General features: G+C 65.2%; 13 protein-coding genes and 4 pseudogenes. 14 read left to right on the top strand and 3 right to left on the bottom strand.

The window, feature by feature from the left end; all coding sequences use genetic code 11:
* The first annotated feature begins 37 nt into the window (after positions 1-37).
* The 5 genes from OMK73_RS19700 to OMK73_RS19680 all read left to right on the top strand — a co-directional run bounded on the left by OMK73_RS19700 (position 38) and on the right by OMK73_RS19680 (position 4760).
* Positions 38-964, top strand: coding sequence for a cytochrome D1 domain-containing protein (locus OMK73_RS19700; protein ID WP_420715661.1), 927 nt, complete (start codon positions 38-40; stop codon positions 962-964).
* 106 nt (positions 965-1070) lie between these two features.
* Positions 1071-1940 (top strand): polysaccharide deacetylase family protein, encoded by an 870-nt coding sequence (locus OMK73_RS19695; protein ID WP_267603592.1) that lies wholly within the window; start codon positions 1071-1073, stop codon positions 1938-1940.
* Positions 1940-2914, top strand: a complete 975-nt coding sequence (locus OMK73_RS19690) for a sterol desaturase family protein (RefSeq protein ID WP_267603591.1) — start codon at positions 1940-1942, stop codon at positions 2912-2914. Before OMK73_RS19695 ends, OMK73_RS19690 begins: the two co-directional genes overlap by 1 nt.
* A 124-nt stretch (positions 2915-3038) precedes the next feature.
* On the top strand, positions 3039-3914 hold the full coding sequence (locus tag OMK73_RS19685; RefSeq protein ID WP_267603590.1) for an EI24 domain-containing protein: 876 nt from the start codon (positions 3039-3041) through the stop codon (positions 3912-3914).
* Positions 3915-3926: 12 nt separating this feature from the next.
* Positions 3927-4760, top strand: coding sequence for a competence/damage-inducible protein A (locus tag OMK73_RS19680; protein ID WP_267603589.1), 834 nt, complete (start codon positions 3927-3929; stop codon positions 4758-4760).
* A gap of 85 nt (positions 4761-4845) precedes the next feature.
* Here OMK73_RS19680 and OMK73_RS19675 read toward each other — a convergent pair whose 3' ends face one another.
* The gene (locus tag OMK73_RS19675) at positions 4846-5310 is read right to left on the bottom strand and encodes a rhodanese-like domain-containing protein (protein ID WP_267603588.1); all 465 of its coding nucleotides are present in this window, start codon (positions 5308-5310) and stop codon (positions 4846-4848) included.
* Between the two features lie 587 nt (positions 5311-5897).
* Here OMK73_RS19675 and OMK73_RS19670 point away from each other — a divergent pair.
* From OMK73_RS19670 to ntrC, 4 genes and pseudogenes are all read left to right on the top strand, one after another.
* Positions 5898-7313, top strand: a complete 1416-nt coding sequence (locus OMK73_RS19670; RefSeq protein ID WP_035867014.1) for a 3-hydroxylaminophenol mutase — start codon at positions 5898-5900, stop codon at positions 7311-7313.
* 171 nt (positions 7314-7484) lie between these two features.
* Entirely contained in the window at positions 7485-8009 is a 525-nt protein-coding gene (locus OMK73_RS19665; RefSeq protein ID WP_420715660.1) for a DUF4124 domain-containing protein, read from the top strand.
* A gap of 4 nt (positions 8010-8013) precedes the next feature.
* Positions 8014-9164, top strand: a pseudogene (glnL, locus tag OMK73_RS19660) (nitrogen regulation protein NR(II)).
* A 115-nt stretch (positions 9165-9279) separates the two neighbouring features.
* Positions 9280-10823, top strand: a pseudogene (gene ntrC, locus OMK73_RS19655) (nitrogen regulation protein NR(I)).
* Between the two features lie 80 nt (positions 10824-10903).
* On the opposite strand, the gene OMK73_RS19650 reads toward ntrC, so the two are convergent.
* Positions 10904-11695 carry an HAD-IIB family hydrolase gene (locus OMK73_RS19650; protein WP_267603586.1) on the bottom strand — a complete coding sequence of 264 codons (792 nt, stop codon included), beginning with the start codon at positions 11693-11695 and terminating at the stop codon, positions 10904-10906.
* Positions 11696-11874: 179 nt separating this feature from the next.
* On the opposite strand from OMK73_RS19650, the gene ugpB reads away from it, so the two are divergent.
* The 5 genes and pseudogenes from ugpB (at position 11875) to ugpQ (ending at position 16970) form a co-directional block, all read left to right on the top strand.
* On the top strand, positions 11875-13191 hold the full coding sequence (gene ugpB, locus OMK73_RS19645; protein WP_267603585.1) for a sn-glycerol-3-phosphate ABC transporter substrate-binding protein UgpB: 1317 nt from the start codon (positions 11875-11877) through the stop codon (positions 13189-13191).
* Between the two features lie 125 nt (positions 13192-13316).
* Positions 13317-14198 (top strand): sn-glycerol-3-phosphate ABC transporter permease UgpA, encoded by an 882-nt coding sequence (gene ugpA, locus OMK73_RS19640; RefSeq protein WP_267603584.1) that lies wholly within the window; start codon positions 13317-13319, stop codon positions 14196-14198.
* A gap of 12 nt (positions 14199-14210) precedes the next feature.
* A pseudogene (gene ugpE, locus OMK73_RS19635) lies at positions 14211-15058 on the top strand (sn-glycerol-3-phosphate ABC transporter permease UgpE).
* Between the two features lie 60 nt (positions 15059-15118).
* Positions 15119-16222 (top strand): sn-glycerol-3-phosphate import ATP-binding protein UgpC, encoded by a 1104-nt coding sequence (locus tag OMK73_RS19630; RefSeq protein WP_267603583.1) that lies wholly within the window; start codon positions 15119-15121, stop codon positions 16220-16222.
* Position 16223: 1 nt separating this feature from the next.
* Positions 16224-16970 (top strand): glycerophosphodiester phosphodiesterase, encoded by a 747-nt coding sequence (gene ugpQ / locus OMK73_RS19625; RefSeq protein WP_267603582.1) that lies wholly within the window; start codon positions 16224-16226, stop codon positions 16968-16970.
* Between the two features lie 67 nt (positions 16971-17037).
* Here ugpQ and OMK73_RS19620 read toward each other — a convergent pair.
* Positions 17038-18697: pseudogene (locus OMK73_RS19620) on the bottom strand (SulP family inorganic anion transporter).
* Positions 18698-19084: the final 387 nt, after the last annotated feature.

The following is a 19084-nucleotide window of genomic DNA, read 5'->3' as shown; positions in this document are numbered from 1 at the left end:
TTCCGGGTTTGCCGCCATCGGCACCCTGGCCTTGGGGATGGTAGCGGCGCCGGCGTTGGCGGAAGTGGTGGTGGTGCTCAATTCGGGTGATGCTACCGTCACCTTGATCGATAAGGACACCCAGAAGGTGCTGGAGACGTTCCCGGTCGGGAAGGAGCCGCACCACCTGATCGCCACCCCCGACGACAAATCGCTGATCGTCGCCAATGCGGTCGGCAATGACCTCGTCTTCCTCGACCCGGTCACCGGCAAGGTCCAGCAGCGCGTGCCCAATGTCGACGATCCCTACCAGATCGGCTTCTCGCCCGACCAGAAGTGGTTCCTGACCACGGGCAACCGCCTTGATCGCGTCGACGTGTATCGCTGGGACGGCAAGGCGCTCAAGATCGCCAAGCAACTGCCGCTGGCCAAGACGCCGAGCCATATCGCCTTTACCGCCGACAGCCGCGTTGCCTTCGTCACGCTGCAGGATTCCAACGAGGTGGTCGCCATCGACCTGCCCACGCAAACCGTGATGTGGCGCATGAATGCCGGCTCGGCGCCGGCGGGCGTGTGGGTTACGCCGGACCAGAAATACCTGCTGGTGGGCATGACCGGCGCTGACTACGTGGCCGTGATCGACTGGCACACCCGCACCGTGGTCAAGCAGATCCAGACCGGCAAGGGCGCGCACAATTTCCGCGCGGTGGGCGACAAGCGCCACCTGTTCCTGTCCAACCGGGTCTCCGGCACCATCAGCATCGTCGATCAGCAGACCCTGACCAAGGTCGGCGACATCACCGGCCTGCCGGCCGGCCCGGACGACATGGAGCTGACCGCCGACGGCAAGACCTTGTGGGTGAGCTTCCGCTGGGCGCGTGCGGTGGGCCTGATCGACGTGGCCAGCCGCAAGCTGGTCAAGACCATCCGTGTGGGCCGCTCGCCGCACGGCATTTATTTCCGTACCCGCGCACCGCTTTATTGAGCGGGGGCGCCCGGCCGCGCGGCCGGGAACACTGTTGCGGGCGCGGCATCGAACTAGTAGGGCCGCCGCCACTCCAATGCAGTCACAGGAAATCAGGACAGGCATCATGAGCAAGCATTCGCAGTCCCGGTTGCCCCGCGCTTTGGTCCGCGCGGTGGCTGCCGGGCTTGCAGCCACCGGACTGGCGCTAGCCGCCGGGCCGGCCAGTTCGGCGGGCCCGTTTCCCGCCGCTGCGCCTCAGGCCTGCCGCGCCGGCACGCTCTACCTGACCTTCGATACCGGCAGCATGAGCCAGGCGGCGCTGATCGCCGACACGCTGCGCCGGCACCATATCAAGGCGACGTTCTTCCTCGCCAACGAACCCACCATCAACAAGGACAGCTCGCTCGATCCTGGCTGGACCGCGTACTGGAAGACGCTGGCTGCCGACGGCCATGTCTTTGGCAGCCATACGTTCGATCACGTCTACCTGCGCGGCGTGCGCGACGGCAAGGTCACCATGCGGCCGCAGTTCGGCGCGCATGCGGGCCAGGACGTAGTCATGGACCAGCAAAGCTTTTGCAGCGAGCTGAACCGCAGCGCGCAGGCACTGAAGAGCCTGAGCGGCGCAACCATGTCGCCGCTGTGGCGGGCGCCGGGAGGCCATACCGCGCCGCAGACGCTGCAATGGGCCGAGCAGTGCGGATTCAAGCACGTGGCCTGGGCGCCGGCCGGCTTCCTGGGCGACGAGCTATCCTCCGAGCGGTTCTCGAACAAGGCGCTGCTGGACCGCGCATTGCGCGACCTGCGCGATGGCGACATCGCCATGGCCCACCTCGGCATCTGGTCGCGCAAGGATCCCTGGGCGCCCGGTGTGCTGGAGCCGCTGATCAGCGGCCTGGAGCACAAGGGCTTCTGCTTTGCCACGTTGCGCGAGCATCCTGCCTATCGTGACTGGCTGCGCAGCCGGTCAGCCACCGTAGCCGGGAGCCGTTGATGCTCGACCTGCTCAACGGCTGGATCGGCCAGATCGAAGCCACGCTGTTCCAGGACGTGATCCTGCCGGTGGTCTACCAGCTTGGCCTGGGCGGCTATGCCGAGGACGCCTTCACGGGTACCGAATGGCTGCTGGTCGGGCTGGTGCAGATCGTGGTGATGGTGCTGATCCTCGGGCCGCTGGAAAAGCTGCGCCCGGTCGAGGCCGTGACCGACCGCGCCGCCATTCGCACCGACATCCTCTACACCGTCGTGCATCGCCTCGGCCTGTTCCGGCTTGCCATGTTCTTCCTGCTCGGTCCGCTGATGGATGGGCTGGAAGGGCATCTGCGCCTGCTCGGCTGGCAGCGGGCCAATGTGGAAGACTGGTGGCCGGCGGTGACGTCGATCCCGCTGGTCAGCTTCTTTATCTACCTGTTGCTGTTCGACTTGCTCGATTACTGGTACCACCGCCTCTCGCATACCTACCGCTGGTGGTGGAGCCTGCATTCGCTGCATCACAGCCAGCGCCAGATGACGCTGTGGAGCGACAACCGCAACCACCTGCTCGACGACATGCTGCGCGACGTGGTGTTCGCGGTGGCGGCGCTGGCGGTGGGCGTGGAGCCTTCCCAGTACGTGCTGCTGGTGGCGCTGTCGCAGTTGCTGCAGAGCCTGCAGCATGCCAACCTGCGCCTGCACTTCGGCGCCTTGGGCGAGCGGCTGCTGGTCTCGCCGCGCTTTCACCGCACGCACCATGCGGTGGGGCTCGGGCACGAGGCGATCGGCCGGCCGGCCAAGCTGGGCGGGTGCAACTACGGCGTGATCTTCCCCTGGTGGGACATGCTGTTTCGCACCGCCGTGTTCACCGACACCTATTCCCCCACCGGCGTGCGCGACCAGATGCCGCCACCGGCAGGCAAGGGGCGCGACTATGGCGCCGGCTTCCTGTCCCAGCAGTGGTACGGGATCAAGCGCTTGCTGCGGCTCGGCTGAGGCGGCCCTGCTGCCGGTCGCCGGCGCCAGGCCTGTCATCGCTCCCTCGAATGCATCCCCCGCCACGGCGGGTGACGTGTGCTAGTCTATCTGTCCCCGCTTTCGTGGAAGCCAAACTTACTGCATGAACGACATTTTTCGCGCACTAGGCCGTGCCCTGATCTGCCAGTTGCATCCGCGCATGCTGATGCTTACCGTCCTTCCTTTCCTGCTCGCTACCGGGCTGTGGGGTGGCTTGCTGCTGTGGGGATGGGAGCCGATCATGGCGGCGGCGCGCGGCGTGCTCGAAACGTCGGTGCTGACCAGCTGGATCTATGGCGCGCTCGACTGGTTCGGCCTGCAGTCCCTGCGCACGGTGGTGGCGCCGCTGTTCGTGATCGCGCTGATGATCCCGCTGGTGATCGCCTCCATGCTGGTGTTCATCAGCTTGTTCTCGGTGCCGGCCGCGGTGCGGCACCTGGAGCGCAGCTATCCGGGCCTGGTCAAGGCCAAGGGCGGCAGCATGGTGGGCAGCGTGTTCCAGGCGCTGGGCAGCACCATGGTGTTCCTGCTGCTGGCGCTGGTGACGTTGCCGCTGTGGCTGATCCCGCCTTTCTTTGCCTTGATCCCGCCCTTGCTGTGGGGCTGGCTGACCTATCGCGTGATGACCTACGACGCGCTGGCGCAGCATGCCACGCCGGAGGAGCGCAAGACGCTGATGAAGCGCCATCGCATGGCCTTGCTCGCCATCGGCGTGGCGGTGGGCCTGCTGGGATCCGCGCCGACGCTGATCTGGGTGGCTTCGGCCGCGCTGATTTTCCTGTTCCCGTTCGTGCTCGCCGGCACGCTGTGGCTGTACGTGCTGATCTTTATTTTCTCGGCGCTGTGGTTCGGCCATTTCTGCCTGCGCGCGCTGGAGCAATTGCGCGCCGAACGCGCTGCCGCGGCAGCCGCGGCGGCGCCGGTGGTGGACGTTATCGATCTGGCGCCGTCCGACGTGCGGCGCATTGAACAATCCTGAAGCGAGGGCATCATGGGTTTCGGCCTGATCGTCATTGGTGACGAGATTCTGTCGGGGCGGCGCGAAGACAAGCATATGCGCCGTGCCATCGAGCTGCTGGCGGCGCGCGGGCTGGCGCTGGACTGGGCGGAGTATGTGGGCGATGAGCGCGCGCGCATCACCGCCACGCTGCGCCGCACGTTCGCGGGCAACGATGTCGTATTCTGCACCGGCGGCATCGGCGCCACGCCCGATGACCACACCCGGCAGTGCGCCGCGGCCGCGCTCGGCGTGCCGCTGGAGCTGCATCCGGATGCCCGCGAACAGATCGCCTTGCGGATCGCGGAGACCGCGGCGGGCGATCCGGCCAAGGCCGACCTGAACCTGCCGGAAAACCAGCATCGCTTCAAGATGGGCGAATTCCCCGCCGGGGCGCGCATCATCCCGAACAGCTACAACCGCATCCCGGGTTTTTCCGTGGCCGACCATCATTTCATGCCGGGCTTCCCGGTCATGGCATGGCCCATGATGGAGTGGGTGCTGGATACCTACTATCCCGACCTGTTTCATCAGGCGGTGCAGGTGGAACGGTCGTTCCTGGTGTTCGAGGCGCCGGAATCCACGCTGACGCCGTTGATGGAGCGGGTCGAGGCCGCCTTCGAAGGCATCCGCGTGTTCAGCCTGCCGTCGGTGGGCGACGCCAAGCGCGGCGAGCTCTATGCTCGCCGCCACATCGACCTGGGCGTGAAGGGCCTGGCCGACCAGGTCGAGCCGGCCTATGCCATGCTGCGCGAAGGCGTGCAGGCGATGGGCTTCGAGTTGGTGGAGGTTGCGGCGCGGCGCCCGGGAGATCCGGCAGGGGACTGAGCCGGGGGAGCGGGCCCGATGTGGCCGGCGCAATGAAAAACGGGACAGCTTGGCTGTCCCGTTTTGCTTTTCACGTTCCCGAGGTTCAGGCGCCGTGCCAGGGCAGGCCGCGGAAGCACCAGCCTTCCACCGTCTTGCGGTGGTGCTGCTCATCGCGAGCGCCTTCGAAGCCTTCCAGCACGTCCATTGCGAACTGATAGCCGGCTTCCGTGGCAACGCGGGCAGCATGCTTGGAGCGCGCCGCACTGCGGCACAGGAACAGCACGGGCACATCGGCGGGTACGCGGGCCTTGAGTTGCGCGATAAAGGCGGCATTTTGCGCGCCGCCCGGATAGCTGCTCCATTCCACATGCGCCGATTGCGCTTCCGGCAGGTCCGGCCCGCCGATCCAGTCGAGTTCGGCCTGGGTGCGCACGTCCACCATCACGGCGGCCGGGTCGCCCTGCAGCAGGGCAAAGGCTTCCTGCGGGGAGAGGGCGCCGAAGTACGGCAGTTGGTTTTGCTGCTGGCGCTCGCGCGCCGCTTGGAGTAGATCGTCTCGGGTGGTCATCTGGGTGACAAAATCGGTGGGTGAAATGGCATCTGGCAGAGCCTGCCCAGATATTCTAGCGCGCCGGGCGTGCTCGCCGGCGCGTTTGGCAGCGAACGGCAGGCAGCGAACGGCAGGCAGCGAACGGCATCGGATGCGCCGGCCTGGCCGCGCCGCGGGCATCCTGAGAGCAAAATCCTGCACCGCAAGCAGGCAATGCCGCTCGCTCCGCACCAAAATGTTCTAATCTGGTGCGTGAGCACAAAAATAGTGCAATAGGACGCGCCAGTGCACGATTTTGGTGATTTTCCCGGTGGACGGGGAGGGCAGCCAGCGTCCCCGGAATGAGGCGCAAGCCGAACGGATTTATGCGTATGCCATATCCGGCACCCGAAACGCGCCTGGCCCCCGTATCGCGCCGCATGGCTGCACTTTTTTCGGGAACGCAGGGGTAACTAGGGGGTTGCCTTGGCATGCTTTCTGCTAACATTCCTCGTCCCTTTCGTGGCCGATCTTTGTGTTGTCGCAAATGCCTTTGAGGCGTTGCACCGCAGAGATCGACGCAAGAATGGCTTTTCTAGATTCAGCCGAATTTCCAGGAGATAGGCATGGCCCACAGCGTTGCAGATGTGATGAAGCTTGTGAAGGAAAACGACGTCAAGTTCGTCGATTTCCGTTTCACCGATACCAAAGGCAAAGAGCAGCACGTGTCGGTACCCGTGTCGCACTTCGATGAAGACAAGTTTGAAAGCGGCCACGCTTTCGACGGCTCGTCGATCGCCGGCTGGAAGGGTATCGAGGCTTCGGACATGCTGCTGATGCCGGATCCGAATACCGCTAACGTCGATCCGTTTTACGAAGAACCGACCCTGATCCTGACCTGCGACGTGGTTGAGCCGTCGGATGGCAAGGGCTACGACCGTGACCCGCGTTCCATCGCCAAGCGCGCCGAGGCTTACCTGAAGAGCACCGGCCTGGGCGACACCGCCTTCTTTGGCCCGGAACCCGAGTTCTTCATCTTCGACGGCGTGACCTGGAACATTGACATGCAGGGTTGCTCTGTCAAGATCCAATCGGAAGAAGCACCGTGGTCGTCGGGCAAGGAATTCGAGCACGGCAACAGCGGCCACCGTCCGGGCAAGAAGGGCGGCTACTTCCCCGTCGCCCCGATCGACACGTTCCAGGACATCCGTTCGGAAATGTGCCTGATCCTGGAATCGCTGGGCATCCCCGTGGAAGTCCACCACCACGAAGTGGCCGGCCAGGGCCAGAACGAAATCGGCACCAAGTTCAGCACGCTGGTGCAGCGCGCCGACTGGACGCAGCTGCAAAAGTACGTGATCCAGAACGTTGCCCACACCTACGGCAAGACCGCCACCTTCATGCCGAAGCCGGTCGTTGGCGACAACGGTTCGGGCATGCACGTGCACCAGTCCGTATGGAAGGATGGCCAGAACCTGTTCGCAGGCAACGGCTACGCTGGCCTGTCGGAATTCGCGCTGTACTACATCGGCGGCATCATCAAGCATGCTCGCGCGCTGAATGCCCTGACCAACCCGGGCACGAACTCGTACAAGCGTCTGGTGCCGGGCTTCGAAGCGCCGGTCAAGCTGGCCTACTCGGCTCGCAACCGTTCGGCTTCGATCCGTATTCCGTACGTTGCCAACCCGAAGGGCCGCCGCATCGAGACCCGCTTCCCGGATCCGCTGATGAACCCGTACCTGGGCTTCTCGGCGCTGCTGATGGCCGGCCTGGACGGCGTGCAGAACAAGATCCACCCGGGCGAAGCTGCCGACAAGAACCTGTACGACCTGCCGCCGGAAGAGGATGCAAAGATCCCGACCGTGTGCTCCAGCCTCGACCAGGCCCTGGAATACCTGGACAACGACCGCGAGTTCCTGACGCGCGGTGGCGTCTTCTCCAACTCCATGATCGATGCCTACATCGAGCTGAAGATGGAGGAAGTCACCCGCTTCCGCATGACCACGCACCCGATCGAGTTCGACATGTACTACTCGCTGTAAGGCGAGGCGTTGCCAGGTTGTGACCGGGCAACAGTTGCACCAGGAAGGGGCGGCTTCGGCTGTCCCTTTTGTTTTGATCGCTGGTTTGATCGCTAGAATGGGGCTCCTTTCCCACCATCCCTGCTGATGTCAATGGACGCGCTCGAATTCCCGCTTTCCTCGCTTGGACCAATGCACCGGTTCGGTGCTCCCATGCACGTATCGGCGGCCGCCTGCGCCATGCTGGCGCTTGTGCTGCTGTGCTGGAGCCGGCCGGCCCCGGCGCAGTCGGATATCTTTGTCTGCGCTGGCCCCAACGGCGTGCCTGAATACCGCAACGGCAACGGGGGCAAGGGCTGCAAGCGGCTCAGCCTGCCGGAGGTCACGACGGTGCCGGGCGGGCGCGTGAGCGCCCCGTCGGCAGGCAAGGGTGCCGCGCCCGCGGTCGCGCCCACCGCGTTTCCGCGTGTGGACAGCGCGACCCAGAAAAGCCGCGATGGCGAGCGCCGCGCCGTGCTTGAGCAGGAGCTGCAAAGCGAGGAGGCCAAACTGGCCGCGCTGCGCGCCGAGTTCAACAACGGCCAGCCCGAGCGCCAGGGCAATGAACGTAACTACCAGAAGTACCTCGACCGCACCGCTACGCTGCGCGACGACATCGCGCGTGGCGAGGCCAATGCCGCTTCGCTGCGGCGCGAACTCTCCAATTTGAAGGACTAGCACTATGCGTCGCCTGATTCGCAGCGTCTCGCGCAAGGTAGCTTCGGCCGGGGCTGGCACGCCGGCCGAGGATGGAGCCGTGGTGCTGTCATTGGGCGATGTGTCCTACCACCAGGGGCTGGACGTGGTCGCCAACCCCGTGCTGCTGGTGCGCCAGCCCGGCCTGCGCATCGTCTACGCCAATCCCGCCGCCGAGGCCAGCTTCGCGGTGTCGCGCAAGGCCATGGTGGAGCTGTCGCTGGCGGACCTGTTCGGCGCCTCGGATGAACTCGGCAACATGATCGAGACCGTGATTTCGCGGCAGTTCGATGCGCGCCGGCAGGATGTGGTGCTGCACCCGCCCCTGCAGGAGCCGATGCACGCGCACGTGGTGATCGGTGCGCTGGATGCCACGGCCGACACGGTGCTGGTGGAAGTGCTGCCCAACGAGCAAAAGGTCCGCAGCGAGCGCGAGGAGCGTATCCTCGACCTGACCTCGGCCAACAAGGAGCTCATCCGCAATCTTGCGCATGAGATCAAGAATCCGCTGGGCGGCATCCGCGGCGCGGCGCAATTGCTCGAGTTCGAGTTGCCAGACCGTTCGCTGCGGGAGTACACCCAGGTCATCATCAAGGAGTCGGACCGCCTGCAAACGCTGGTGGACCGCCTGCTGGAGCCGCATCGCCATCCGCACATCGTGTCCGACCTCAATATCCACGAGGTGCTGGAGCGCGTGCGCTCGGTGGTGCTGGCCGAATTCCCTCCGGGCTGGATATCGTGCGCGACTACGACGCGAGCCTGCCCGACCTGCGCGGCGACATGGAGCAGTTGATCCAGGCCGTGCTCAACATCGTCCACAACGCCGCCCAGGCGCTCGCGGAGCGCGTGGCGCGGGGCGATGCGCAGATCATCCTGCGTACCCGGGTGGCCCGCCAGGTAACCATTGCGAAGCGATTGTTCAAGCTGGCATTGGACTTGCATGTCATTGATAACGGTCCGGGCATCCCCGAGGATATTCGCGAACGCATCTTCTACCCGCTGGTGTCGGGCAGGGATGGCGGTAGCGGCCTCGGTCTCACACTCGCTCAAACCTTCGTGCAGCAGCACGAGGGCTTGATCGAATGCGAGAGCCGGCCTGGCTGTACCGACTTCCGTATCCTGCTGCCCCTGCATTGATCGCATCGGCGACAGCAATTGGAACTGCCCCAATGATTGCTGCCGACCGGCTTGCCGGCGGTGTGCGGCCAGGTTCACGGAAGACCAAATGACACCGAGCAGACAAGCGACGCACATGAAGCCGATCTGGATAGTCGACGACGATCAATCAATCCGCTGGGTTCTTGAGAAGGCACTCGCCCGCGAAAGCCTGCTCTCACGCAGCTTTACCAACGTGCGCGACGTACTGGCCGCGCTGGAAGACGACGAACCGCAAGTCCTGATCTCCGATATCCGCATGCCGGGTGGCTCGGGCCTGGACCTGCTGCAAGCGCTCAAGGCGCGCCACCCGGGGCTGCCCGTCATCGTGATGACGGCGTACTCCGACCTGGATAGCGCGGTAGCGGCCTTCCAGGGCGGCGCCTTCGAGTACCTGGCCAAGCCGTTCGATGTGGATAAGGCGGTCGAGCTGATCCGCCGTGCGCTGCAGGAAAGCCTGCGCGAGGAGGAGCTCGAAGACCGCCTGGTCGACGCGCCCGAAATCCTCGGCCAGGCGCCGGCCATGCAGGACGTGTTCCGCGCCATCGGCCGCCTGTCGCAATCGAACGTGACGGTGCTGATCACCGGCGAGTCCGGTACCGGCAAGGAGCTGGTGGCACAGGCGCTGCACAAGCACAGCCCGCGCGCCAACGGGCCCTTTATCGCCCTCAATACCGCGGCCATTCCGAAGGACTTGCTGGAGTCGGAGCTGTTCGGCCATGAGCGCGGCGCCTTTACCGGCGCACAGACCATGCGCCGCGGCCGCTTCGAGCAGGCCGAGGGCGGCACGCTGTTCCTTGACGAAATCGGCGACATGCCGTTCGACCTGCAAACGCGCTTGCTGCGGGTGCTGTCGGATGGCAACTTCTACCGCGTGGGCGGCCACAATCCGCTGCGCGCCAATGTGCGCGTGATTGCCGCCACCCACCAGAACCTGGAAACGCGCGTCAAGGAAGGGCTGTTCCGCGAGGACTTGTTCCACCGCCTCAACGTGATCCGCCTGCGCCTGCCGCCGCTGCGCGAACGGCCGGAAGACATCACGCTGCTGGCGCGTCATTTCCTGCAGAAGAGTGCCAAGGAACTGGGCGTGGAACCCAAGCGCATGTCGGACGAGGCCCTGGCCTATGTCAGCACGTTGCCGTTCCCCGGCAACGTGCGCCAGCTGGAGAACCTGTGCAACTGGCTGACCGTGATGGCGCCCGCGCAGACCATCGAGGTCAAGGACATGCCGGTTGAGATGATCGGCACCGGCACGCCGCAGGGCGGCGGTGCCGGTGCGGCGCGCCAGGCGGAGTTCCGGGCAGAGGGCAGGGCGGACGATGCCGACGGCCATGACGCTGTCGACTACGGCGCCGCGCCTTCCACCCTGGGCGGGGAGCCGGACACCGCGCTGGCTTACGCCGGCCGCTCGGCCGCGGCCAGCGCGCTGGCCGGCTGGGAACACCTGCTGGCGGGGAAGCCCGCGCCATGCTGGAGTCCGGCCAGCCGGAAGTCATGGACGCGCTTACGCGGCGTTTCGAGAAGGCGGTGCTGGAGGCTGCGCTGGGCGTCACCCGCGGGCGCCGCGTCGAGGCGGCCACGCGCCTGGGCATCGGCCGCAATACCATCACCCGCAAGCTGCAGGAGCTGGGCTTCGATTGAATCGGGTCATTGCCCAGCGCACAAAAAAACAGCCGGACAAGCCCGGCTGTTTTTTTTATTGACGGCGTGCCTGTGGCCGGTCAGCCGCGCGCGGCCAGCAGCAGCTCAGCCATTTCCGCAAAGCCCTCGCCGCAGGCCGCCTCGGTGATATAGGCTGGCTTGGCGGGCAACTGCGACAGGATGTCGCGGATATTGGCCACGCCGACCGACAGCGGGAAATGGGCAAACATGCTGGCGTCGTTCGCTGAGTCGCCGATGAACAACCATTCCTCCCGCTCGGCATCCAGGTCCGCGCCCAGCAACTCCGCAGCGCACAAACGGCTCATGCTGAGCTTGTCGTGATCCCCGAACCAGCCGTTGACGTGGATGGACGAGACCGTGGCGGTCATGCCGGCTTCCCGCATCAGCCCGGCAATGCGCTCGACCGCGGCGGGCGGCAGGGGCACGACGTCCTCAGCGTGGTCGATGGCGAGGTCGGCGGCGTGCCAGGCCTGGTCCGAGGCCAGCGCGCAGCCCGGTACCTCTTGCAAGATGCGCTCGCCAAGGGCGTGGATGCGCGCCAGGTTGTCGGCCCGGGTGGCGGCATCGTCCAGGTAACGGGTCACCAGCTTGCCCGCGCGCAGGTGGGAGTAGAAGGCGCCGTTCTCGCCGATGATGGCGTCCACCGGCCATAACCGCGTCAGGATCTCGGCCCAGGCGATGCAGCGGCCCGTGACCGGGATCACGTGCAGGCCGGCTGCCTTGAGGCGGTCGAGCGCCAGATAGGTGGCCGCCGGCAGCCTGCCGTCGGTGGTAATGGTGCCGTCGATATCGGTCAGCACGCCGCGAATCCGGCGCAGCGCCGGGGCGGGAAGGGTTTGTATGGCTTGCATAGCGCGAGATCTTACCCTGTCAAGCTGCCGATAAATCGTTGTCATATTATTGTAATTTAGTGGAAAAGCCCTGTTTTCCAATCCAACAAGGCGGGGTAACATCCGCTTGTCACAAAAACTGCATACAGTCGGACGATTTTTATCCTCCCATGCCGCGACAAAGAACAGGAGAGTTTCTCATGACCGTTAAACGTACCGCCTTGACCCTCGCCGCCTTCGCCATGCTGGTCGGCGCAGGATCGGCCAATGCCGCCGTCGAGATCCAGTGGTGGCATTCGATGGAAGGTGCGCTCAACGATAAGGTGAACGCGATCGCCACGCAGTTCAACAGCAGCCAGTCCGACTACAAGATCGTACCGATCTACAAAGGCCAGTATGACGAGTCGCTGGCGGCGGGCATCGCGGCCTACCGTTCGGGCAACGCGCCGGCGATCCTGCAGGTATTCGAGGTGGGCACGGCTACCATGATGAGCGCCAAGGGCGCCATCAAGCCGGTGGCGGCGGTCATGAAGGACGCCGGCGAGAAGTTCGACGCCAAGATGTACATCCCGGCGGTGGCTGGATACTACACGTCGAACAAGGGCGAAATGCTGTCGTTCCCGTTCAACAGCTCGACAACGGTGATGTACTACAACAAGGATGCTTTCAAGAAGGCGGGGCTGGATCCGAACAAGCCACCCGTGACCTGGCAGGAGGTGGCTACCGACTCCGCCAAGCTCAAGGCTGCCGGTGTCTCCTGCGGCTACACCACTGACTGGCAGTCGTGGGTGCAGCTGGAAAGCTTCTCGGCCTGGCACAACGTCCTGTTCGCCACCGAGAACAATGGCTTTGGCGGCACGGGCGCGCGCCTGGTGTTCAATTCGCCGCTGCACGTCAAGCATATCGCCAACCTGCTCGACATGCAGCAGAAGGGCTACTTCGTCTACGGCGGCCGCAAGGACGAGCCGAAGGCGAAGTTCATCGCCGGCCAGTGCGCGATGCTGACCGGGTCTTCGGCGGCGTTGGCGAATATCCGCAAGAACGCCAAGTTCGATTTCACCGTGGCGCAGCTGCCCTACGAGCAAGGCGTGCCGGGCGCCCCGCAGAACACCATCATCGGCGGCGCTTCGCTGTGGGTGATGGGCGGCAAGAAGGCCGAGGAATACAAGGGCGTGGCGAAGTTCTTCACCTACCTGTCGCGCCCCGAGGTGCAGGCCGACTGGCACCAGTCGACCGGCTACCTGCCAGTGACCATGGCGGCCTACGAGCTGACCAAGAAGTCGGGCTTCTATGACAAGAACCCCGGTGCCGACGTGGCGGTCAAGCAGATGATCGTCAAGACTACCGACAAGTCGCGAGGCATCCGCCTGGGCAATTTCCCGCAGATCCGTACCGTGATCGACGAGGAGCTCGAAGCGGTGTGGACTGGCAAGAAGCAGCCTAAGGAGGCGCTGGATTCGGCGGTGGCGCGCGGCAATGAATTGCTCGAGCGCTTCCAGAAGACGGTCCGCGAGTGAGCCCCGCAAGTTCTTGCGTGTGAGGAAGGCGGAGGCTGTGCCTCCGTCTTTGGTTTGTGCGGGCGCCTGGCCCGCGCTGGCTATGATTGATGACGCGCCGCTCGTAGCGGTGGCTTGGATGCGTGATGGAAAAACGGGTCGTATTCCGATCTTCATGGTTGCCCTATCTGCTGGTGCTGCCGCAGATGGCGGTGACGCTGATCTTCTTTTTCTGGCCGGCCGGGCAGGCTCTGTACCAGTCTGTGTTGCGGCAGGATGCCTTCGGCATCGATCTCCAGTTCGTTGGCCTGGAGAACTTCCACGATCTGTTCAACGATGCGCAGTACCTGAATGCGTTCCGCGTGACGGCGGTGTTCGCCGTCGGGGTGACGCTGGTCGGGCTGTCGATCTCGCTGCTGCTGGCCTATTTCGCCGATCGCGTGGTGCGCGGCGCCAGTGGCTACAAGATGCTGCTGATCTGGCCGTACGCGGTGGCTCCTGCCGTGGCCGGCGTGCTATGGATGTTCCTGTTCAACCCGACGCTGGGCGTGGTGTCCTATGCGCTGCATGCGTTCGGGGTGGACTGGAACTTCCTGCTCAATAGCAACCAGGCGATGTTGCTCGTGGTGTTGATCGCTGCGTGGAAGCAGATCAGCTACAACTTCCTGTTCTTCCTGGCCGGCCTGCAGAGCATTCCGAAGTCGCTGATCGAGGCCGCCGCCATCGATGGCGCAGGGCCATGGCGGCGGTTCTGGTCGATCATCTTCCCGTTGCTGTCGCCGACCACTTTCTTCCTGATGGTGATCAACGTGGTGTACGCCTTCTTCGATACCTTTGCCATTATCGACGCGGTGACCCACGGCGGCCCCGTCAATGCCACCAATACGCTGGTCTACAAGGTCTACCAGGATGGCTTCCGCGGGCTCGACATCGGCGGCTCGGCTGCGCAGTCGGTTGTGCTGATGGGGATCGTGATCGTTCTCACGGTGGTGCAGTTCCGCTACGTGGAACGCAAGGTGCAGTACTGAAGGATAGGCAACATGGTAGAACGACGACCCTTTCTTGATTTTCTCTCGCACCTGATGCTGGTGCTGGGCGTGGCGGTGGTGGCTTTCCCCGTCTATGTGACGTTTGTCGCCTCGACGCTGACCGCCGACGAGGTGCTGCAGGCGCCGATGACGCTGCTGCCGGGCAGCCATTTCCTGGAGAACTATCGCACGGTGCTGGCGCAGGGGTGGGCAATGCCGCCTCGCCGGTGTCCACGATGATGCTGAACAGCCTGATCATGGCGCTCGGCATTGCGCTGGGCAAGATCACGATCTCCATCCTCTCGGCCTTCGCGGTGGTGTACTTCAAGTTCCCGCTGCGCAAGACCTTCTTCTGGATGATCTTCATCACGCTGATGCTGCCGGTGGAAGTGCGGATCCTGCCAACCTACAAGGTGGTGTCGGACCTCGGCATGCTGGATAGCTACTTCGGCCTGACCATCCCGATCATTGCCTCGGCTACGGCAACTTTTCTGTTCCGCCAGTTTTTCCTGACCATCCCGGACGAGCTGGCCGAGGCCGCGCGCATCGACGGCGCCGGGCCGCTGCGCTTCTTCAGGGACGTGGTGCTGCCGCTGTCCAAGACCAGCATCGCGGCATTGTTCGTGATCCAGTTCATCTACGGCTGGAACCAGTACCTTTGGCCGCTCCTGATCACCACGCAGAAGTCGATGACGCCGGTGGTGGTGGGCGTGACGCAGATGATCTCCCGCTCCGGGGACGCAGCGACCGACTGGAACCTGGTGATGGCCACGGTGATGCTGGCCATGGTCCCGCCCGCGATCGTGGTGGTGCTGATGCAGAAGTGGTTCGTCAAGGGCCTGGTCGAAACCGAAAAATAAGCGGGCATGGCGTGGCGCGACGATGCGCCCGCCACGCTTGCCCAGCGAGAAAGAATAGCAATGGCAAAACTGTCGCTTCGCAACGTACAGAAGACCTACGCCGGCAACGTCAAGGTTGTGCACGGCATCGATATGGAAATCAACGACGGCGAGTTCGTCGTCATCGTGGGCCCGTCGGGCTGCGGCAAATCCACGCTGCTGCGCATGGTGGCCGGGCTCGAGGCCATCAGCGGCGGTGAGGTACATATTGGCGAGAAGATCGTCAACAACCTCGAACCCGCCGAGCGTGACATCGCCATGGTGTTCCAGAACTACGCGCTCTATCCGCATATGAGCGTGTACGACAATATGGCCTACGGGTTGAAGATTCGCGGCATGGCCAAGAGCGAGATCGAGCAGCGTGTGCGGCATGCCGCCGGTATACTCGAACTGGCGCCGCTGCTGGAGCGCAAGCCGCGCGCGTTGTCGGGCGGGCAACGCCAGCGCGTGGCCATGGGCCGCGCGATCGTGCGCGAGCCTGCCGTGTTCCTGTTCGACGAGCCGCTGTCCAACCTGGACGCCAAGCTGCGCGTACAGATGCGCCTGGAGTTGAAGGAGCTGCATCGCCGCCTGCGCACCACCAGCATGTACGTGACCCACGACCAGGTCGAGGCCATGACGCTGGCGGACCGCATGATGGTGCTCAACGGCGGGCGCGTGGAGCAGATCGGCACGCCGCTGGAAGTCTATGCGCGTCCGGCCAGCACCTTCGTGGCCAGCTTCATCGGCTCGCCGCCGATGAACCTGGTCCCGGTCGCGCGGACCAATGGCGGGCAGGGCGAAGCGCAGATGCGCGTGGAGCAGAAGGAGGGCGCGCAAGGGCAAGCCGCCACCCTCGGCCACCTGCCGATGGGCCTGCATTTGCCCGAGCGGGCGCTGCTTGGCCTGCGTCCCGAGCATATCGAGCCGTGCGCGGCGCACGAAGCCATCGCCGAGATCGACGTGCGGCTGGTCGAGGCGCTCGGTGCCGATTCCTTCGCCTACGGCACGCTGGGCGGACAGCCGGTCGTGGTGCGGCTGGACAGCAATATGCCAGTGCGCGGCGGCGACCGTCTGCCGATCACCGCATCGGCCGAGCACCTGCATTTCTTCGACACCGATTCCGGCAAACGCATCGAGGCCTGACATGACCCAAGCCGCCTGGCCTTATCCGCACCATATCGCCCATCGGGGCGCAGGCAAGCTGGCACCCGAGAACACGCTGGCAGCATTCCGCCATGGCGCGTCGTTCGGCTATCGCATGTTCGAATTCGACGTGAAGCTGTCGGGCGACGGGCGGCCGGTGCTGCTGCATGACGCCACGCTCGACCGCACCACCAGCGGCCAGGGCCGCGCCGACGCGCTGACCCTGGGCGAGATCGCCATGCTGGACGCGGGCAGCTGGCATAGCCCGGCCTATGCCGGCGAGCCGGTGCCCACGCTGGCGGCCATTGCCCGCTACACGCGCGCCAACGGCTTCATGGTGAATATCGAGATCAAGCCGGTGCCGGGTGCGGAATGGCGTACCGGCGCCGCGGTGGCGCTCGACGCGCAGGCATTGTGGGCCGGCTGCGACGTGCCGCCGCTGCTGTCGTCGTTCTCGGAGGAATCGCTGGAGGCGGCCCGCAAGGCTGCGCCGGGCCTGCCGCGGGCGCTGCTGCTGGACAAGCTGCCGGCCGACTGGCTGGAGCGGCTGCGCCGGCTGGACTGCGTGGCACTCGATGCCAATCATCGCGAGCTCAGCGCGGAGATCATCCAGGCCGCGCATGCCGCCGGCTTCAAGGTGGCCTGCTATACCGTCAACGATCCTGCACGGGCAGCGCAGTTGCTCGGCTGGGGGCTGGATGCGCTGATCACGGATGCGGTCGACCTGATCGCGCCGCGCCAGGATTGATCAGGCCATTACGCCCGGCAGGCCCGGCATTGCGTGTTCAAGCGGGTGCAAGCGGGTTCAAGCGGTTTCACGCCGGTTGTGCCAGCGCGTCACGCACCGCGTCGTCCACGCTCCAGCCGCGCCACATTTCCTCTGGCAGGGCGGGGTTGCGCGCATGCGCCAGCAGGTCTCGCACCTCGTCCTTGACCCGGGCGAGCCGCAGCGGCATGCCGTGGGCCTTCGCGAACACCGCCAGTTCGCCCAGGGCTTCAAGGACGGTGCCGTCGAGGTCGGACGATTCTTCCAGGCTTAGCACCAGGCCGTACCGGGGTGCTCGCGCGCCAGCGCCTGGCGCACGGTGCCCAGCACGCTGTCGATATTGCCGAAGAACAACGGCACTTCCGGGCGCGCGATCAGTAGTCCCTCGGGCGCGGTGGCCTCGGGATGGCGCGCCGTGTCGACGAAGTCGTGACTATCGGCCCAGCGCCCCAGCCAGCTCACCTGCGGGCGGGACAGGCGCTGCAGCAGCATCGCCAGGCTGACCCCGATCGCCAGCAGCAGCCCATGCAGCACGCCAAGCAACAGCACGCCGGCAAAGGCGGTCACCGCCACCACGCGGTCGCGCCGCCAGTCGAAATAAGGCTTGAGGCTGCCCGGGTTGAGGCTGTGTCCAACCGCGCGGATCACGATGGCTGCGAGCACCGGCTCAGGCGTGTGCGAGATCCAGGGAGCAGGGTGCACACCGCGGCGAATACCACGGCGCCGGCAATCAGCCCGGCGCGGCGGCTTTGCGCGCCGGCCGATTCGTTGGCCGACGTGCCGGAGAAGCCCGCGCCCACCGGCATGCCGTGGAACAGGCCCGAGGCGAGGTTGGCCAGTCCTAGTGCCGCCAGGTCTCGGTTGGGCGAGACGATATCGCCGTGGCGCATGGCGAAGGTGCGGATCGAGCCGTAGCTTTCGGCGTACAGGATCAGCGCCAGCGCGGCGGCCAGTCCGCCCATCCGCATCCAGTCGGCCGATGCCAGGCTCGGCACGCGCGGCGCCGAGAACTGCAAGGCGATATTGCCGACGGCCGCCACGCCATGTGCCTGGGTCCAGCCGCTGAGGTCGAGCGCGATGCCGGCGGCGATGACCAGCAGCGCGCCCGGCATGGCGCGCCAGCGCGCGAACAGATGCAGCAGCGTCAGCGCCACCAGTGCCACCGCCGCGCCTGCCAGGTTCCATTGGCGCCAGCCGGCGAGCAGTTCCCACGCCAGGCGCAGGAAGTCGCCATGCGCCGGATGCATGTCCAGGACCTTCGGGCATTGCTTGAGCACGATAGTCAGCGCGAGCCCCAGTGCAAAGCCGCGCAGCACGGGCTTGGCGATCAGGTTGGAGATCGCCCCCAGGCGCAACGCCGCGGCCAGCAGGAACAGCCCTCCCGCGAGGAGCATGACCGCCGCGCCGAGGGCGGCGCGCATGCCGGCATCGCCGTCGCTGACAGCCGTGGTGGCCGCCAGCAGCACCGCGGCGGACGACGAGGTGGCCGAAACGATGGCAAAACGGCTGCTGCCAAGCAGGCCGTAGACCAGCAGGCCCGCGAACAGCGCGATCACGCCGGCTTGCGGCGGCAGCCCGGCAATGCCGGAATAGGCCACGGCCTCGGGCAGCAACAGCCCGGCGATGGCAAGCCCGGCCACCAGGTCGGCCCGCCATGTGATGGGAGCGGCTCCTGGTGCCGTGGCGTCGGCGGTGGGGGCGGGCATCATTGGCAGGGCCGGGCGCTGGCCCGCGGGGGTATGGCAAGAGGTGCACCGATCGCTCCTTTGGTTTCCGGCTCCATGCTATCGGACCGGCTGGCTTCATCATCCCCGTCGGCAAGGGGCTTGGCCGCTTCGCAACACTGCGGATGGGCCCGCGCGGCTTACGGCAAAATTCCCTCGGCTCAAGCGGCAAACGTGCTATCCTTACGCGAGTGAAGACTTAGGTCCTTCCACGCACAACTGACCCTTTCAGGGCGACTGAACAGATCGGCACCCGTTGCGGTGCCGTTTGCATAATGATGCATTTAATGTGTTTCAGGCGTTGCCCAGAAAGAGTTGTTTGCAATCCGCTAACCGGTCAAGCCGTGTCGCGGAAGGTTGATGAACCCGCTT

This window comes from Cupriavidus sp. D39 (assembly GCF_026627925.1).
Taxonomy (GTDB): domain Bacteria; phylum Pseudomonadota; class Gammaproteobacteria; order Burkholderiales; family Burkholderiaceae; genus Cupriavidus; species Cupriavidus ulmosensis.
The sequence above is the reverse complement of the archived record's forward strand: the minus strand, read 5'-3'. Positions and strand labels throughout refer to the sequence as shown.

Bases quoted from the DNA above. Each gene is read 5' to 3' on its own strand.
- OMK73_RS19695 (WP_267603592.1), top strand. From the start codon at position 1,071: ATGAGCAAGCATTCGCAGTCCCGGTTGCCCCGCGCTTTGGTCCGCGCG.
- OMK73_RS19685 (WP_267603590.1), top strand. From the start codon at position 3,039: ATGAACGACATTTTTCGCGCACTAGGCCGTGCCCTGATCTGCCAGTTG.
- OMK73_RS19650 (WP_267603586.1), bottom strand. From the start codon at position 11,695: ATGCAAGCCATACAAACCCTTCCCGCCCCGGCGCTGCGCCGGATTCGC.
- OMK73_RS19690 (WP_267603591.1), top strand. From the start codon at position 1,940: ATGCTCGACCTGCTCAACGGCTGGATCGGCCAGATCGAAGCCACGCTG.
- OMK73_RS19675 (WP_267603588.1), bottom strand. From the start codon at position 5,310: ATGACCACCCGAGACGATCTACTCCAAGCGGCGCGCGAGCGCCAGCAG.
- OMK73_RS19665 (WP_420715660.1), top strand. From the start codon at position 7,485: ATGCACCGGTTCGGTGCTCCCATGCACGTATCGGCGGCCGCCTGCGCC.
- ugpQ (WP_267603582.1), top strand. From the start codon at position 16,224: ATGACCCAAGCCGCCTGGCCTTATCCGCACCATATCGCCCATCGGGGC.
- OMK73_RS19630 (WP_267603583.1), top strand. From the start codon at position 15,119: ATGGCAAAACTGTCGCTTCGCAACGTACAGAAGACCTACGCCGGCAAC.
- OMK73_RS19700 (WP_420715661.1), top strand. From the start codon at position 38: ATGGTAGCGGCGCCGGCGTTGGCGGAAGTGGTGGTGGTGCTCAATTCG.
- ugpA (WP_267603584.1), top strand. From the start codon at position 13,317: ATGGAAAAACGGGTCGTATTCCGATCTTCATGGTTGCCCTATCTGCTG.
- OMK73_RS19680 (WP_267603589.1), top strand. From the start codon at position 3,927: ATGGGTTTCGGCCTGATCGTCATTGGTGACGAGATTCTGTCGGGGCGG.
- ugpB (WP_267603585.1), top strand. From the start codon at position 11,875: ATGACCGTTAAACGTACCGCCTTGACCCTCGCCGCCTTCGCCATGCTG.
- OMK73_RS19670 (WP_035867014.1), top strand. From the start codon at position 5,898: ATGGCCCACAGCGTTGCAGATGTGATGAAGCTTGTGAAGGAAAACGAC.